The organism is Synechococcus sp. BL107 (assembly GCF_000153805.1).
Taxonomy (GTDB): Bacteria; Cyanobacteriota; Cyanobacteriia; order PCC-6307; family Cyanobiaceae; genus Parasynechococcus.
The window spans coordinates 2,107,642-2,123,253 of record NZ_DS022298.1; the positions used below are offsets into that span (position 1 = coordinate 2,107,642).

Consider the following 15,612-nt stretch of genomic DNA (forward strand, 5'->3'; position numbering starts at 1 on the left):
AGAAGCCGCTTGTCGAGCCTGAGGAACACCATCTCGCTTAAGAATCCGACGTGGCTGGAGCGCTTTCTTCATCCGAGTCGTCGAGAAAACTCGACGACAACATGTTGTCCGAAAGCTCGTCGTACAACAGATCTAAACCAATCAAAACCCTTTCACGATCGGACAAGTCGCCAATAATGCGACGGACCGGCGGCGGCAAAATCTTGGCCAAGGTCGGAGTTGCCAAAATTTTGTCGTCTTCCGCCAATTGTGGGTTCTTCAGCACATCAATCACCTTGAGCGCATAGACACCCCGAAATTCGGTTTCGAGAATGTTGCGCAGGGTTTTCAACGCTCGCATCGAATTTGGAGTGTTACCTGCGACGTAAAGCTTCAGGATGTAGGTCTTGCGTGGACTCATAACAACTCCTCAGAGGACATGGGCTGATCAACTGCGACGGACGGACGGTTTGACGCCTCACCAGGCAAAGGAATATCAGGAGGGATCGAACGTCTGTACATCTCACACAAATGCGCCATGACATCAAGGAGTGCAAGGCGGTAATCCTGCAGAAAGTCGTTTTTATGACCCTCGAGCCGCAACTTCTTCCAATACTCATCGATCAAGTTCACGTGGATTTCCACCGTGCGCGTAATCGGCAGATCGCTAAAAAAAGCCGTGTTCACGAAACTCTCGAGCGCCTGATTCGCGGCCGCTGGATCGCCGAAGTAGCTCAGCAATAAATCCCTGTAGGTGCGATGGAGCGACTCGATTAATTCCCGGCGCTCATCGGGAGCGAGGCTGCCGAGAAAACGGGATGGATCCCGCTTGTAAAACACGCCGAGATAGCCGAGCCGTTCCTGCAAGCGGCGGGACAAACTACCAACAGCTTTCGTAGCCGTATCTTCCTGCCGACCATCCGCACGGCCCTGACGCAAAAAACGTGAAATCGCCGCATCAACGTTGTATCCCAGTTGTGCGAGTTGATCCTCTGGGAGATGCAATTCCTCCTGGTGATAGTCCACATGGCCTTTCACCTCGCCAACGATGACGGCAGGGAATAGGAGGCCTGCTTTCAACAAATCCTCCCGCGCGTCGCTATCCAGCAAATTCTGCTCGATGACAACCGCATCAAAGTCGTCGTGCCGGGGGGCCAACGTGGTCGCAAGACCTTCGTTGTCCCCAACGGACAACACCACCGACTCATAACGATTGGCAGGCAACCATTGACGACATAGATCCACCAGAGCGGAGGAACTCAGCAAAAGAGCAACAGTGAGGGCCGGCCGGGCCATCCGACGGAGTGGAGCATTAGTGCCTAAATCTTGACGAGGGGAGGGGCTAGGGCTGAAGATCTTTGTTTGTCTTTCGATTGCGTCCCAGGCCTAATCGGTTTTTGCCGAGCCTGACCGCGTCTATAAACCAATGGCTGACTCGAAAACTGCGGCAAAGGCCGCCCCGGAAACCAGTGATGCATACGCCATCGTTGAGGCTTCCGGTACACAGATTTGGCTTCAAACAAACCGGTATTACGACCTGGATCGGCTCCAAGCCGACGTGGATGAAACCCTGAAGTTGGACAACGTCCTGCTGGTAAAGGATTCCAAGGGCACCACGCTCGGTCAGCCCTACGTGAAAGACGCCAGTGTTGAGCTGAAGGTGATGGCCCATCGCCGTGGCCCCAAAGTGATCGTTTACAAAATGCGCCCGAAAAAGAAAACACGGCGCAAGAATGGTCATCGTCAGGAACTCACCCGTGTGATGGTTCAGTCCATCTCCGTAGGTGGCAAAGCCATCGGCTAAGCGCTTCGAACCTTTAATCCCCCGTCTTCCACTTTTTCCCCATGGCTCATAAGAAAGGCACAGGCTCCACAAGAAACGGCCGCGATTCCAATTCCAAACGGCTGGGCGTTAAGGCCTACGGCGGTGAATCCGTCACCGCCGGATCCATCCTGATTCGCCAACGCGGCACATCCGTTTTGCCCGGCGTCAACGTTGGCAAGGGAAAAGACGACACCCTGTTTGCCCTCACCGACGGTTTCGTGAAATTCGAAAGCATCAAGCGAGGCTTGCGCAACCGCAAACGCATCAACATCACCGCTTCAGTGTGATCAATCAGTCCTTTGGCTGATTGCTTTCAAAGAAACAAAAGCCCCAGCTCACCATCGCGACAGGGGCTTTTTTGATGGCAACCCATCCATCATTTTAAATTTTTTCGTACAACCTGGCGGTGATTAATAAGGGGTGAAATACTTCAAGAAACTGACCCTGCAGGGTTCGAAAGAAACAATCGATGAGTGCTGGCTCATCGAAGTGAAAGGGATATTCGCCGTTATGCCCTTTGAAGAAATACCAGTTAAGGAGCGCAATGGCGTTCGGGGCCATCCGTCGGTGGAACTCACGCAATTGCACCGATGGATCCGGCAAATGCTCCAAAACATCCAGACAAACCACAGCGTCAAAACAAACATCACCGGTGCTCTCAAGATCCCGATGCACGGAAAGTTTGTGGGTTAGTCCCATCACCTCGGCACGTTGTTGAACAAAGGCCTGATTGTGCGGGTTTAAATCCACAAACCACACATGATCTACCGCTCGCAACGCTGCAGCAGATAGGGCATGGGTTCCGATGCCACCACCAAAGTCGAGCACCTGGCCCCGCGCCGCCATCCCTTGCAATCTCAAGGTGTCTGCGATGTAGTCAGCACTGGAAAGGTGCCAGGCCGCCAACTCAAGTAGATGCCCCGTACCTACTTTGTCTTCATAAAACTCCGTTGCATCCTCAGGACGAAACGCACCTGGGTGGAGATCAGCCAGATCATCCGTGCTGCTGGGTAGACGCGTTTCCAGTTCCTCCAACGACAAGGAGAGATAACGGGCGAGGTGGGCTTTCACCTGCAACGCATCTCTCAAGAAACCATCCACGTTCACCTCCCGACTGCTGCGGAGCTCTTGCATGGGATTGCTGGTCCTCTGTGCTCTTAGATGCAACAGTCTGAGCTCACGACCTCCATCTGCCTGCGATGCCCCCCCTGGACGGTCCATTTGGCTTTGTGGTCATCGACAAACCCGCCGGACTGACATCCCATGCCTGCGTCAGTCGCATGCGGCGAAGCTATGGCCTCCGGCGAGTTGGCCATGGCGGCACCCTCGATCCAGCCGTCACGGGCGTTTTACCCATTGCCCTCGGACCAGCAACGCGTCTACTGCCCTACTTACCCGGCGAGAAAACCTATCGGGGAGTGATTCAACTGGGCACTCGCAGCAGCAGTGATGACCTTCAAGGCGAGATCTTGGAGACCCTTCCATGGCCGGAACTCAGTGACCAAGCCTGTCTCGAGGCACTCGCGCCCTTCCAGGGAACGATTCAACAACATCCACCGCAGGTTTCAGCCGTCCATGTGGATGGGGAACGGGCCCATGCAAGAGCTCGCCGCGGAGAATCGATGGACCTACCCGCGAGAACCGTCACCATCGAACGACTCGACCTGCTCGATTGGGACCCGAGATCGGGTCGCCTTTGGATCGAGGTGCACTGCACGGCCGGAACGTATATCCGTGCACTTGCCCGAGATCTCGGGGAAACCCTGGGCTGCGGTGGCTGCTTAGCAACACTGACCCGCACCCAAGCTCTCGGCTTTCACTTGGCCCAAGCCCATCCCTTGCCGGAATCCGATGGCAATACGGATCTGCCCGAACCCCTATCTCCTTTGACAGCCCTGCAAACGCTGCCAAAACGGACTCTCACCGTTAGCGAAACCATCGACTGGCGCTGTGGCCGGCGACTCGGTCAGGGGGAAGGCCTGGAAACAAGCCTGAAGGATGGTGATGCGGTGGTGGTCTGCAATGCCGATGGCAGCATTGCGGGAATGGGATTAGCCGAGGCGAACCAGCAACTACGGCCCAAGGTGGTATTCGACGCCGCCGGTTAATGCCACAGGTTGACCACCCCTGAGTACCCTCCAGATATCCGACATCCCTGCTCAGCCCTGATGGCCGGCCACAGCAAATGGTCCCAGATCAAGCGCACCAAAGCGGTGGTTGATTCCAAGCGCGGGGCCCTGTTTACCCGGCTTGGACGAGAGATCATGGTGGCCGCGCGAGCTGGGAGCGACCCGGCTGGGAACTTTCAACTACGAACCGCCATCAACAAAGCCAGGGCGGCAGCGATGCCGGCCTCCAATATTGATCGAGCCATCGCCAAGGGATCAGGCCAAGGCGGAGAAGGAGCCCAACTCGAGGACGTTCGCTACGAGGGATACGGCCCTGGCGGCATGGCCGTCATGGTTGAAGCCCTCACCGACAATCGCAACCGCACAGCAGCAGATCTACGGCTCGCCTTCAGCAAAAACGGCGGAAATCTTGGCGAGAACGGATGCGTGGCGTACCTGTTCGAGCATCGCAGCGAAGTGAGCATCAAAACGGAGGCCGGTAGCGAAGAGCGCTTACTGGAGAGCCTGCTCGACCTTGATGCTGATGGCTACGAGCTCAATGATGCAGCGACGGCCACCATTTTTGGACCATTTGCAGCCCTTGAAGGCCTTCAAGATGGCTTACGACAGCAGGGCTGGGAGGTCCAAGAGTGGGGGCACCAGTGGGCTACAACCACCAACGTGTCGATTAGCGATCCCGCTACGGCCCAGAGTTGTCTGAACCTGCTTGATGCCCTGGAAGGCCTCGATGATGTCCGCAGCGTTAGCGCCAATCTGGAGATCAAAACCGAGCTAGAGATCGACTGAAAGCTCACGATTCACGGAATGAGGGACCCTCATTGCCCCAAAATTAACGACCTTCACGCCATCAACCGAATCGAGCTCGTTCACCGTTGAAATGATTGAACAACAGTCGAAACCAGACGGCGTACCTGCTCCCATAACCGCTGCAGAACCGTCATCCTTTGGCGTCCGGCGGGTCGTTCCAGCACCGTTGACTGAATCCCTGGAACAACAGATTCATATCCATCAAAAGCCGTGATGGCGTCTTGAGCTCCCTGCAAATGCAGTTGCAATGCGCGCGCGTTGACGTTGGGGCTATGGCTCGACTGGGAGCGATTGCGCGTGAAGGACATGTTCCGCACGTTTGACTGCTTCCTTTCTGCTCGATCCGAGAACAATCGACAAGGCAATGTGATGCTTCTTTAGATCGCAGCGAAACAAATAGTGAGCTCAAACTGAAACGGTCACATCACATCAGTCCACATCCAAGACAACTCAACGAGCGAAGCAAGGGAATACGATTAAGAGCTACAGATCCAAGCTAAAAGAAGCATTAAGAGGCCTTAAAATCCACTTAAATTACAACAACTAGCTATCATAATATTTATAAAACAAATTAAAAAATCAGCGGCAGTTCAAATCGTTTGCTCATTCCTTCCTGAAGGGGGAAGGCCGCCCCTCCCGGATGGAAGAGACGGCCTATCTCGCTCGTTTGTTCATGTCGCTACCCACTGTTCAGTGAAGCTGGTTCCGTGAAGCGTTAATGGCTTAATCGAACAACAGTGAACTGAAAGAAAGTGAACTGAAAGAAGAAGAGCGAAGCGACTGGCTTGGTGGCAAACCCTGGGGCCATTGCGACCAGGTGTGAAACCTCTTTTCCTGCTGGGGCACCTCAACGATGCAGAGGAAAGTCGACTGGGTTGACGCTCAGCGTTGTCGCGCCAGACGGACGGCTCACGGATGGGTTGAAAGTTGGAGCAGGGGCCAGAAAAGTCAGCGTGCTTCTAGCGCTTGCTCAGGTGGAGTTTCGGCCGTCATGGGCACCTCCGATTTCGATGCCCATACTTTTGCCCAGCACAGCTCGTTTGCCATCGGTGTTAAGGCGCATTGCCCTCTCAAGCAAAACCTCCGACAGTGGAAACGGCGTGCTTAGAGATGGCCGAGACCGTTGTTGATCAACTGTCGCGATCGTCCACATCCGCGCCTGAACCCACCTCCGCGTCAAGCTTCTGCCCAGGACGCCAGCCACTGGACCAAATCTCGCGGCATTTTGTATTCAAACCGCTGCGATCCAACCCCCAAGAAGAGATCACTTTCCCAAGATCTTGCTTGATGTCTTCCGCTCCAGGGAAATCGCCGTAGCGCATGAACAATCGCCCCGCAGTCGTTAGATGCTCTGGCCCTGGATCACCTTGATGTCCCAAAAGAGCATCCACTTCATCGCGGTCCGTGGCATACAAAGGATGGGTCTGGCTTGAGTCGTCACTCATCGATTCAACGCCATGATTCAAAAGACAAGGCAATCAAGAACGAAACTTGGATATGTCGAACAATCAAGCTATGTGCCTTGTTGGATGCACCACGCCAAAAAGAACGGGATAACCAGACCAACGGATTGATTAAACATGAACTCGAACAACGACAAGATCATTCCGCTGATGCTGCACACCAGCATTCACGATGACTCCCCGTGCCTCTGCATCGACTGCCAAAACTTGCGGCAGGTGATTGAGCGAAATGCTCGCGCTCAACCTCCGGTGCCGAATGCAGCCTGATCGTTATGGACGCTGGCTCACACAGCGCTCACGCCCACGGCTGTTTCTCAAAGCAAGCCAATAACCACGCTCGAGGGAGGTCAACTTTGGATTGGCTTCATTGACAACTTCGTGGGCGCGCTGCTTAGCCGCATCCATGAATCGTTCTGTTTTGTCGCGTGATTCCATAGTTGGAGCCCACGTAGTGATTTAAAAGTTAGTAATGGCTCTGCGATATGCCAACTGATAACCGGAATCCCTCACCTCACCAACCACATCTGTCGCAACAACAGCACAGAAACCTTGGGCCTAGCGACCATCATCCATTCCGCGACGAACCAACACCTGAGTCAGCCAGAGAAGTCCAATAAAACCCGCTGCCACCCAAATCAAATTCATTCCGCAAAGCACTCCTGTTTACTCAGAGGAGTCAGATCCCTCAACTGATGCTGACAGGGGGCAAGGCCATCAAGGAGCCGCCATCAGCAACCCAGCGTTAAATCTTGTAGTTTTGTAACGAACCAATTTCGCTGCGGCCCATGACCATCGACAACCGCTGTCGCGAGCAGCAAAAAGTTGCTGATCGGATGTTCATGGATTTCAAATACACGGCGCCGGGCTCCACCGAACAGCTACAAGCCCTCAAAACGCTCAGCTTCCTCTTGGGCATGTGGGGAGACTTTCTTGGCCATGAGGTGCAACGCATGGATGCCGCGTCATCCCTCACATCAGCCTGACCAGTTCTAAAACCCGAATCATTCAGTGATGATGGGTGCTCCATGGTCTTTACCCACCATTAGTGCTGCATGGCTCTTGACCAGCTGAAAGCCTTTCTCCTCAAGATGCAGAACGATGCATCGCTCAAGCAAACCGTGCTTGCGGCTTCAACAGCGGACGATGTTGCAAAAATCGGCAGCTCCATCGGCTTCGAGTTCTCAGGAGACGAGTTGCTGCGTTTCTCAGGCAAAAAAGTGGGACGAGTCACCGTGTCGAAACAGGAAACCCCGGGCGAATACAACTGAATAAGTCAGGAAATCAGCACGAAACCTTTTGTTAGCGAAACCCAACAAACCATCTAGCTAGGGCGAAGGAATCCCATCCGGAGTCGCCATGTCGATGAAGCAATTGGTGTCGTTCATGTCTCGAGTGCAAAGCAACGACTCGCTGCGCTCCGAAATTCAACACTGCGGTGACGACAACAACTGTGTTTTGAAGGTGGCCGCGAAACATGGCCACAAATTTTCTTCAGCGAGCTTGTCCCGCTGGCAGCGGGACCATCACTAACGGAAAAACGATTCAATCCGTCTGAGGGGTTGGATCTGATCCTTCAGCAGCCCGTCGCCGAATCACTTCCGCCAACATTTCAAGCTTGGCGTTCTCAGATTCGGTGGCGCGGTTGGCCATCCATGCACTCGCTGCTTTTTGCTGAGCGACTTGCTGAACCAACGTCAAAGCCATCTCACGCAACTGCTCAAGATCCCTGCAGTCGTTAATGAACCGCGTGAGCTTTTCTACTTCAAAGCTCTGCTCAAGCAGTCGTTCGACCGGATCAATAGCCATATCAGCCCTATGCGTGGCGTGAGGCTAAGGAGTGATCCATGGCATCGGCGTCAGTCCACAGCCACACATAGGGGTGATTCAACAACCAGCTCGCAGGTAACCCTGGCTGAGGGGCCGGCAAGGTCAACAGTTGCTCGAGGATGTCAGCTTTGACAGCGCCTGTCACCACTAAATGAATTTCGTCCGCCGCCAAAATTTCATGGAGGCCAAGGGTGATCGCCTGAGCTGGCACCGCCGCAGGATCTCCCCCAAAAAGTCCTGAATTTTGTCGCCGGGTGGCATCCGATAGATCCACCACGTGACAAGCCTGATCAGCCGTTGTGGGGGGTTCATTGAAGCCCACATGCCCATTGTTTCCCAAGCCCAAAAGTTGAACTCCCACACCGCCGCATGCATTCAACTCAGCTGCATAAGACTGCGCAGCACCATCAGCATCAGCGGCGCTTCCATTGGGTAGATGCAACGTCTCAGGCCGCAGCAGTAATGGCTCGCCGAGATGACGATGCATATATGTGCTGTAACGACATGGATCTCCAGCCGGTAAACCCAAATATTCGTCCAAATTGAAGCTGGACCATCGCCGACGCAGCTCATCGAGATCCTGAGCAGACCAGAGCCTCAGGCGCTGCACTAGGGCTGCATACAGCGGCTCCATCGTTCGTCCAGTCGCCAATCCCAGGGGCCGTCTCTGGGCCAAAGGCATCGAGAGCCACTGACGCACATGGGCTTCAAGGCGCTCGGCTAATCGATCGCAACAAACCGCAGCGCTGTCATACCGCTGAAGCTGTCGGGGGAACCGCAACAAGGGGGACATCCGATGGTCAACCCCACCAGCCTGACGCCGGATGGGGCTGCCAAGCGAGGGCTGGATCGTAGTGGGGTTGGAAGGGAAGCACAGCCGCTCCTCGGTAATAATGACTCAAGATTGTGCGGAAATCGGCCCCCTGCTCCGCCAGCCCATGGGCACCCCATTGGCTCATCCCAACCCCGTGGCCATACCCCTGACCACGCACTAAAAGTTGCAATCCACCCACCGATAAACCGCGACGCTTGTTAAACCGCGACGCTCGAAATCGGAATGACCGAGAGCGCATCGGACTCGACAGCACCGGCGGCGGAGGCGGCGGGGCTACCAAGAACGAGGTTGTTGGGGAAGGGGCGCTGATTGCCGACCTGGCCACTGACGCTGTGATGCGGTCAATCCGGGATCTCGATCCAATCGATGAAGCCGTACGACGGGCCAAAAGGGTGGAATGCCTGGAAGGCTGGGCCGCGTCAGCAGAGACCATCTCAAAGGTCACCAATGTGCTTTTGAGGCCCAAACGCTGGCGCAACTCGCGACCGGTCAGCACCAGGGATCCGCGAGGTCCTTCCAGCCTGGCCTGTCGCACACGACCACTCGCACTCCGACTGGTGACATCCACCCGGTTCACGCCGCCGGTTTCTGGGAGGCGTTGGCGCAAGCCTGACGAAGCAAAGCGTTCCTGCCATCGATGGACCGGACTGTGTTGGTCATGGTCTGGGACGCTCACGAGATAAGGAAGCTGCTTGCTCCAGACCATCCCGCTGGATTCCGTGACACCACCCGAACTGCTGTGAAACACCGCATTGATCAATTTGCCGCGATGGACCAGCACCAACGAACGGGTATCGGCCACCGCCTGACGGGTGCTGGCGGTTTCAGCTTCAACACCCTGGTACACCTGACTCGCCACGGTGGCCTTCACATCCCAGCCACCACCGCGATTGCGCTGACGAAGGGCATACGTTCGAGCGGCGACGGCCTGGGCTTTCAAAGCGGCCAAGGGCCAATGGTGGGGCATCTCACTCCCCACAACGCTGGTGAGATACGTCTCAATTCCCAGCGCATTCACAACCCGTAATTGCCCTCCCCGACAACTGATTTGGAATTCACCCCGATAGCGACGGGAGTCCAACCAGATTCCCCGAGGGTCATCGTTCTGCACCGTCAAAACCGTGCTTGAAGCCAAGCGGTGGCGTTTCCCGTCCAGAACAGCCACAACGCTCCCCCGGGCTTCCTCTAACTGCAGCCTTTGAAGCCGGCGCACACCTCCACCGAAGCCACGTACCTGCATCCACTGCGCCTTATCCGCCCTGAGCAACAGTTTTGGTCCCTCATGCAACAGAACCCGCATCTGAGGCTCCCGTTCCATCGGCATCGCTTGCTGAGCCGAGCCCAACAGAGTCGCTGTCGCCAATCCCGCCAGCACAACTGAAGCGATCCGCACCACGTGCAACCGAAGGCTTTTCAGTGTGCCGCCTCTGGCCATTTCAAGCCAGATGGCAGCATGAAGGACAGAGAACTAACGACCTTGCAGGTCACCTTTCTGGGAACAAGTTCAGGCGTTCCCACCCGGGCCCGCAACGTATCGGCTGTAGCGCTGCGTCTGCCACAGCGATCGGAGATGTGGTTGTTCGACTGTGGCGAGGGAACCCAGCATCAGTTTTTGCGGAGCGAACTTCGGCTCTCGCAGCTCAGACGGGTCTTCGTGACCCATATGCACGGCGATCACGTGTTCGGCCTTCCAGGCCTTCTTGCCAGCCTTGGCTTGGCTGGCAACAGCAACGAAGGCGTCGACCTGTACGGCCCTGATCCTCTCGAGAGCTATCTCAACGGAGTACTGCGCACCAGCTCCACCCGGATCGGCTACCCCCTCAAGGTGCACCGCGTCCACGACTGCGCAGAGAACGGAACCCTCGTGTACGAAGACGACGATCTGATGGTTCGCTGTACTCCGCTCACCCATCGCGTTCCGGCCTATGCCTATCGGGTGGACCAAAAACCGCTAGCCGGCCGATTCGATATCGCCAAGGCAAAGGACCTACAAATCCCACCCGGACCGATCTACGCCCAGCTCAAGCAGGGAGACACCGTCACCCTTGAAGACGGGCGCATCATCGACGGCACAACCCTCTGCGGACCAGAGCGGCCTGGGGTGAGCGTTGTGTATTGCACCGACACGGTGTTCTGCGAAGCAGCGGTCGACCTGGCCCAAGGCGCCGATTTACTGATTCACGAGTCGACCTTTGCTCACCAAGAATCAGAGATGGCTTATCAAAAAATGCACTCCACGAGCACGATGGCAGCTCAAACGGCGGCGGAAGCCAATGTTGGACAACTCGTCCTCACCCACCTGAGCCCCCGCTACGCCCACGGCAATGCGGTAACGCCTGAAGACCTTTTAAAGGAAGCCCAAGCGATTTTTCCAAACACCTGTCTGGCAAAGGATTTCCTCACTTTGGAGGTAAAACCGCGCTGCAACAGTTTGTGACCCGGCCTCAGGGAGCCTCGGCCCCGTGATACAAGAGCTGGGTGCGGTGAATCCGTCAGTCCCCGGCAACCTTCATGGTCTCTGTTTTCTCCTCTTTGCGGCAGTCCTTCAAAGGACTCCTCGTTCTTGTGCCGGTGTTGATCGGCCTGGCGTTCATATCCCCTGCAGAAGCAGTGCAATGGGATGCCGAGACACTCACGGTTCCAGTGAATCCCGATGGCGCAGAGGTGACCTTCACAGATCGCGAGATCAATGCAGGACGGAAGGTCTTCAACACCAGCTGCGGTACTTGCCACGCCGGAGGGATCACGAAAACCAACCAAAACGTTGGCCTCGACCCAGAAACCCTGGCGTTGGCCACACCAGCCCGCGACAACGTCGAAGCGTTGGTGGATTACATGAAGGATCCCACCTCTTACGACGGTGAATACAGCATTTCCGACGTTCACCCCAGCATGCGCAGTGCTGAGCTGTACCCAGCGATGCGCGATCTCGATGACGAAGACCTACGCCTGATGGCTGGCTACATCCTTGTATCCCCGAAAGTGCAAGGATCCTCATGGGGTGGCGGCAAGATTTACTTCTAACGAACAACCACAAAATCCGATTTAAGTATTCAGAACGATTCCCTTAAAAAAAAGAAACCGGCTTTCGGGCCGGTTTTTTTGTATCGACCTCTCAGCTAGGTGGGTGATACCGAGCACCACATCAATCAAGAAGAAAAGACAACAGCTACTCAGCTCAAATCGTTTCTGAGAGCTCAGAAATCAAGATCTTGACCAGTATTTACAAGCCTCCTAATTCAAAATCAAACCACAGAAGAATCCAGGAAACAAACAACTCGCGAACGGCTCAATGATCAATCAACGGCTCTAAGTTCGGCTCAATGTTGCCTGGCTCCATCGAGCGAGGATGACGGCTATACCACCATTCCTGCAACTCGCGAACAAATCGGACGGAGAAGAGCGTCAGCACCGTTGCAGTCGGTCGCGATCCAGGCTGTAGCAACTCCACCGAGTACGAGGGGCATCGGCGCGCCGCGAGATCCGGCACAAAGCGGCGCCCCACCCGACGCCAGCTTGGTTCTTTGCTCCTCCAGGCCAGACGACAACATGGCCATGGAAGCTCTTCACGGTCAAACAATCGACAGCATGGGCCGATCACCCGAAAGCTGTACTGACCACCTGGACTGGTATGAATACTGCCAGGAGCGAGGAGATCGTGAACCTCTGAACGGCTCACGACGACTTAAAAGCAAGAGCACGAGCCATACAAAGCGGCCAAAAAACAAAAAACCACCCCCGAAGGGGTGGTTGAACAACGTTCACTGAACGAAATGAAGGCTCAATAGAGCTCTTCTTCAGCGTGGGTCTTGATGGTGCAGTCAGACGTGGGGTAAGCCACGCAGGTCAGCACGAAGCCAGCTTCGATCTGATCGTCGTCCAGGAAGCTCTGGTCGGACTGATCAACGGTGCCAGCGGTGATTTTGCCGGCGCAGGTGGAGCAAGCGCCAGCGCGGCAGGAGTAAGGCAGGTCGATGCCTTGCTCTTCTGCTGCGTCGAGGATGTACTGATCATCAGGGACTTCGATGGTCTTGTTGAGACCTTCGCTCTCGCTGACCACGGTGACCTTGTAGGAAGCCATTGATTGATAAATACGACAGGTTCCGGAAATCCGGTCCTGCAGAACAGAACCTATCTACTGCAAATGAGGGGAGAAGCAGAGGGTTTTAGCCTCTCAGGGAGGCAGGTCCAATCTGAGCGAGAGGTCCGATAAGCCTGGCTTATGGCAGATGGCTCATGTGTGTCGAATCTCCAACAACCCCCAACGCCCTTGCGCCAACTCCTGAGTGACCTGCCAACCATGGGTCGCAAGAACCTCCTTAAGCCTCGGAGCTTGATCCACCAACAATCCACTCAGAAGGGCTCTCCCCTGCGGAGCAATGAGGCTTTCAAAGCCAGGGGAAAGTGCCTCAATCACCGGGGCCAAGATGTTGCAGAGCAAGAGATCAGCGCGTCGGCCTGCCAACAGCGCCTGAAGGGTCTCCACGGATCCCAAGGCCACCTCTAACCGCTTCTCAGAACAATGATTGAGCGAGCGATTCCCAGCCGTCGCGCGAATGGCCAATGAGTCGGTGTCTGCAGCCAACACGGCATCAGCGCCCAGGCTCAAAGATGCCAGCCCCAAAACACCGCTTCCACAACCGAGATCGGCTACGAGTAGGTCCTGGGGAGGGTTCGCCTCCAGGGCCTCCAAACAGAGGCGCGTCGTTGGGTGGCTGCCGGTGCCAAAAGCGCTGCCTGGATCCATCCGAATCACCAGGCGGTCGGCATGCTCCGAAGGCACGTCTAACCAGGCTGGAAGAATTAAGAGGCGTTGTCCCACTGGATCGGGTTGCCAGTGCTGCTTCCAGCTCAAACTCCAATCTTCATCAGCCACCTCATCCCAAACACCTGAAGGGAAAGCCAAACCGAAGGGCTGCGATAGGGGCTCAAGACTGGCCAGCAATTGCTCTCGCTCAGCAACGGGCCACTCCGGTTGGGGCAACCAGACCAACAACGTTTTCTGATGGGGAGTGTCCGGTGAATGCTGCACCGCAAAACGGTGCAGCCCCAAGTCATTCAGCTTCCAAACCAGCGACTCCTCCAGCTCTGGAGGGCAAGGCATCGACAGTCGCCACCACATCAAAGTGTGACCGGATGGGCTTCCTGAATGCCATCGATCGCTGTGATTTTTTGAAGCAATTCAGCCGGAATCGGGTCATCGATGCTGAGCACCATCACAGCATCACCACGAACAATCTTTCGCCCCACTTGCATGGAGGCGATGTTCACGTTGTGCTCCCCCATCATTGATCCCAAATGGCCAATGATTCCAGGCATATCGCGGTGACGGGTGAACAACATGTGCCTGCTGGGAGACACATTCACCGGGAACTCATCAATGCTCGTGATCCGCAATTCTCCATCGGCAAAAACAGCGCCGGTAACACAACGATCGCCCTGATCTCCACGCGTCGTGATTTGCAGCGACCCCCCTGCGAAATCACGACTCGATTCATCTTTGACTTCCAAAACCTGGATACCTCTGGCTTTGGCTTCCAAAGACGCATTCACAAAATTAATGCTGTCGCCAAGAGCTGCACTCAGGAGGCCTTTCAACGCAGCAATCACAAGCGGTTGAGAGGGATGACTCGCGAATTCTCCTTGCAGACGTAGCTCCATCTCTTTGACGTGCCCCCCAGCCAGTTGGCTCACCAGCAAACCAACGGTCTCAGAAAGCTGAAGGTGTGGCTTCAGCCGCTCCATAATTTCAGCGCTAAGGCCAGGGATATTCACGGCGCTGCGGGCCGGCAAGCCCAGCAACACATCCCGAATTTGCTCCGCCACATCGATCGCCACATTTTCTTGGGCCTCCTCTGTGGATGCACCCAAGTGAGGCGTCAATACCAGCCCCCGTTCAACAGCACGTAACGGCGAATCTTCCGCTAGCGGCTCACTGGCATAAACATCGAGACCAGCACCGGCAATAACACCCTGGTTAATCGCTTCAGAAATGGCAGCTTCGTCGACAACGCCACCACGAGCACAGTTCACGATGCGTGCTGTGGGCTTCATCGTGCGAAGCAAATCGGCATTCACCAAGTTTTCTGTGTCCTTGGTGCGCGGGATGTGCAGCGTCACGTAGTCCGCCGTCCGAAACAGCTCATCGAGCTCGAGGAGCTTCACCTGCATTTGCTTGGCGCGATCGGCGGCAATAAATGGGTCGTAGGCGATGACATCCATCCCCATCGCTTGAGCCACCTTGGCGACATGGGAGCCGATCTTGCCGAGACCAACCACCCCAAGGGTTTTCTTATAGAGCTCGTTACCCACATATTTTTTGCGGTCCCACTTCCCTGCACGCATGCCGGCATTCGCCTGGGGCACATGGCGAGACAGCGAAAGCATCATCGCCAAGGCATGTTCTGCCGCAGCAATGGTGTTGCCCTCCGGAGAGTTCACCACAAGAACACCCCGCTGGGTGGCAGCGGGGACATCCACGTTGTCCACACCAACGCCAGCGCGGCCAATGATCTTGAGACGGCTAGCGGCGGCAATCACCGTCGCAGTCACTTGAGTGCCGGAGCGGATCATCAATCCGTCGTACTCACCAATAATCCCCACCAGCTCGTCTTCGCTCAAACCGATCCGCTGATCGACTTGCGCCACCTGATTGAGGATGTCCAAGCCGGCCTGATCAATCGGATCGGAAACCAGAACTTTCGTCATGAACGGGCGCAAAACTGCCTGCTCAAACTGTAGAGATCA

General features: G+C 55.7%; 24 protein-coding genes. 11 read left to right on the top strand and 13 right to left on the bottom strand.

Features of this window, described 5'->3' with window-relative positions:
* Positions 1–37 precede the first annotated feature (37 nt).
* Together kaiB and BL107_RS11015 are read right to left on the bottom strand one after the other, a co-directional pair.
* A complete protein-coding gene (gene kaiB, locus BL107_RS11010) occupies positions 38–400 on the bottom strand; it encodes a circadian clock protein KaiB (protein WP_009790434.1) in 363 nt (120 codons plus the stop codon).
* Positions 397–1,275, bottom strand: a complete 879-nt coding sequence (locus BL107_RS11015; protein ID WP_009790435.1) for a circadian clock protein KaiA — start codon at positions 1,273–1,275, stop codon at positions 397–399. Before BL107_RS11015 ends, kaiB begins: the two co-directional genes overlap by 4 nt.
* Before the next feature lie 130 nt (positions 1,276–1,405).
* Here BL107_RS11015 and rplU point away from each other — a divergent pair, with 130 nt between their 5' ends.
* Positions 1,406–1,783 (top strand): 50S ribosomal protein L21, encoded by a 378-nt coding sequence (gene rplU / locus BL107_RS11020; RefSeq protein WP_009790436.1) that lies wholly within the window; start codon positions 1,406–1,408, stop codon positions 1,781–1,783.
* 41 nt (positions 1,784–1,824) lie between these two features.
* Positions 1,825–2,091 carry a 50S ribosomal protein L27 gene (gene rpmA, locus BL107_RS11025; RefSeq protein WP_009790437.1) on the top strand — a complete coding sequence of 89 codons (267 nt, stop codon included), beginning with the start codon at positions 1,825–1,827 and terminating at the stop codon, positions 2,089–2,091.
* Between the two features lie 94 nt (positions 2,092–2,185).
* Here the strand turns inward: rpmA and BL107_RS11030 are convergent, their stop codons facing one another.
* Positions 2,186–2,938, bottom strand: coding sequence for a bifunctional 2-polyprenyl-6-hydroxyphenol methylase/3-demethylubiquinol 3-O-methyltransferase UbiG (locus BL107_RS11030; RefSeq protein WP_009790438.1), 753 nt, complete (start codon positions 2,936–2,938; stop codon positions 2,186–2,188).
* A 65-nt stretch (positions 2,939–3,003) separates the two neighbouring features.
* Here BL107_RS11030 and truB point away from each other — a divergent pair, with 65 nt between their 5' ends.
* Positions 3,004–3,912 (top strand): tRNA pseudouridine(55) synthase TruB, encoded by a 909-nt coding sequence (truB, locus tag BL107_RS11035; protein WP_009790439.1) that lies wholly within the window; start codon positions 3,004–3,006, stop codon positions 3,910–3,912.
* Between the two features lie 60 nt (positions 3,913–3,972).
* Positions 3,973–4,719: a YebC/PmpR family DNA-binding transcriptional regulator gene (locus BL107_RS11040; protein ID WP_009790440.1), complete on the top strand. Its 747-nt coding sequence runs from the start codon at positions 3,973–3,975 to the stop codon at positions 4,717–4,719.
* An 80-nt stretch (positions 4,720–4,799) separates the two neighbouring features.
* Here BL107_RS11040 and BL107_RS11045 read toward each other — a convergent pair whose 3' ends face one another.
* On the bottom strand, positions 4,800–5,048 hold the full coding sequence (locus tag BL107_RS11045; protein ID WP_009790441.1) for a hypothetical protein: 249 nt from the start codon (positions 5,046–5,048) through the stop codon (positions 4,800–4,802).
* Positions 5,049–5,615: 567 nt separating this feature from the next.
* On the opposite strand from BL107_RS11045, the gene BL107_RS12755 reads away from it, so the two are divergent.
* Positions 5,616–5,870 (top strand): hypothetical protein, encoded by a 255-nt coding sequence (locus BL107_RS12755; RefSeq protein WP_156779459.1) that lies wholly within the window; start codon positions 5,616–5,618, stop codon positions 5,868–5,870.
* Here the strand turns inward: BL107_RS12755 and BL107_RS11050 are convergent, their stop codons facing one another.
* Positions 5,871–6,185: a DUF3288 family protein gene (locus tag BL107_RS11050; RefSeq protein WP_009790442.1), complete on the bottom strand. Its 315-nt coding sequence runs from the start codon at positions 6,183–6,185 to the stop codon at positions 5,871–5,873.
* 135 nt (positions 6,186–6,320) lie between these two features.
* On the opposite strand from BL107_RS11050, the gene BL107_RS12760 reads away from it, so the two are divergent.
* Complete coding sequence (locus tag BL107_RS12760; RefSeq protein WP_009790443.1) at positions 6,321–6,470, top strand: hypothetical protein; 150 nt, start codon at positions 6,321–6,323, stop codon at positions 6,468–6,470.
* Between the two features lie 3 nt (positions 6,471–6,473).
* Here BL107_RS12760 and BL107_RS13005 read toward each other — a convergent pair whose 3' ends face one another.
* Complete coding sequence (locus BL107_RS13005) at positions 6,474–6,638, bottom strand: hypothetical protein (protein ID WP_009790444.1); 165 nt, start codon at positions 6,636–6,638, stop codon at positions 6,474–6,476.
* 350 nt (positions 6,639–6,988) lie between these two features.
* Between BL107_RS13005 and BL107_RS11055 the strand changes: the two genes are divergently transcribed.
* The 3 genes from BL107_RS11055 (at position 6,989) to BL107_RS12400 (ending at position 7,733) form a co-directional block, all read left to right on the top strand.
* The gene (locus BL107_RS11055; protein WP_009790445.1) at positions 6,989–7,186 is read left to right on the top strand and encodes a hypothetical protein; all 198 of its coding nucleotides are present in this window, start codon (positions 6,989–6,991) and stop codon (positions 7,184–7,186) included.
* A gap of 69 nt (positions 7,187–7,255) precedes the next feature.
* On the top strand, positions 7,256–7,471 hold the full coding sequence (locus BL107_RS11060; RefSeq protein ID WP_009790446.1) for a Nif11-like leader peptide family natural product precursor: 216 nt from the start codon (positions 7,256–7,258) through the stop codon (positions 7,469–7,471).
* Between the two features lie 88 nt (positions 7,472–7,559).
* Positions 7,560–7,733 (top strand): Nif11-like leader peptide family RiPP precursor, encoded by a 174-nt coding sequence (locus BL107_RS12400; RefSeq protein WP_009790447.1) that lies wholly within the window; start codon positions 7,560–7,562, stop codon positions 7,731–7,733.
* Positions 7,734–7,745: 12 nt separating this feature from the next.
* Here BL107_RS12400 and BL107_RS11065 read toward each other — a convergent pair whose 3' ends face one another.
* Genes BL107_RS11065 through BL107_RS11075 form a run of 3 tightly spaced genes read right to left on the bottom strand, consistent with a single transcriptional unit; the run spans position 7,746 to position 10,300 of the window.
* Positions 7,746–8,009 (bottom strand): hypothetical protein, encoded by a 264-nt coding sequence (locus tag BL107_RS11065; RefSeq protein ID WP_009790448.1) that lies wholly within the window; start codon positions 8,007–8,009, stop codon positions 7,746–7,748.
* A gap of 7 nt (positions 8,010–8,016) precedes the next feature.
* Entirely contained in the window at positions 8,017–8,814 is a 798-nt protein-coding gene (locus tag BL107_RS11070; protein ID WP_037989031.1) for a glucosamine-6-phosphate deaminase, read from the bottom strand.
* Between the two features lie 16 nt (positions 8,815–8,830).
* Positions 8,831–10,300: a SpoIID/LytB domain-containing protein gene (locus BL107_RS11075; protein ID WP_009790450.1), complete on the bottom strand. Its 1,470-nt coding sequence runs from the start codon at positions 10,298–10,300 to the stop codon at positions 8,831–8,833.
* A 42-nt stretch (positions 10,301–10,342) separates the two neighbouring features.
* On the opposite strand from BL107_RS11075, the gene rnz reads away from it, so the two are divergent.
* Positions 10,343–11,302 (top strand): ribonuclease Z, encoded by a 960-nt coding sequence (rnz, locus tag BL107_RS11080; RefSeq protein WP_037989032.1) that lies wholly within the window; start codon positions 10,343–10,345, stop codon positions 11,300–11,302.
* A 74-nt stretch (positions 11,303–11,376) separates the two neighbouring features.
* Positions 11,377–11,889, top strand: a complete 513-nt coding sequence (psbV, locus tag BL107_RS11085; RefSeq protein ID WP_037988531.1) for a photosystem II cytochrome c-550 — start codon at positions 11,377–11,379, stop codon at positions 11,887–11,889.
* Between the two features lie 265 nt (positions 11,890–12,154).
* Here the strand turns inward: psbV and BL107_RS11090 are convergent, their stop codons facing one another.
* From BL107_RS11090 to serA, 4 genes are all read right to left on the bottom strand, one after another.
* Positions 12,155–12,544: a hypothetical protein gene (locus tag BL107_RS11090; protein WP_009790453.1), complete on the bottom strand. Its 390-nt coding sequence runs from the start codon at positions 12,542–12,544 to the stop codon at positions 12,155–12,157.
* A gap of 102 nt (positions 12,545–12,646) precedes the next feature.
* A complete protein-coding gene (locus BL107_RS11095; RefSeq protein ID WP_009790454.1) occupies positions 12,647–12,946 on the bottom strand; it encodes a ferredoxin in 300 nt (99 codons plus the stop codon).
* Positions 12,947–13,099: 153 nt separating this feature from the next.
* Positions 13,100–13,987 carry a 50S ribosomal protein L11 methyltransferase gene (gene prmA / locus BL107_RS11100; protein ID WP_009790455.1) on the bottom strand — a complete coding sequence of 296 codons (888 nt, stop codon included), beginning with the start codon at positions 13,985–13,987 and terminating at the stop codon, positions 13,100–13,102.
* Positions 13,987–15,573, bottom strand: coding sequence for a phosphoglycerate dehydrogenase (serA, locus tag BL107_RS11105; RefSeq protein ID WP_009790456.1), 1,587 nt, complete (start codon positions 15,571–15,573; stop codon positions 13,987–13,989). Before serA ends, prmA begins: the two co-directional genes overlap by 1 nt.
* Positions 15,574–15,612 lie beyond the last annotated feature (39 nt).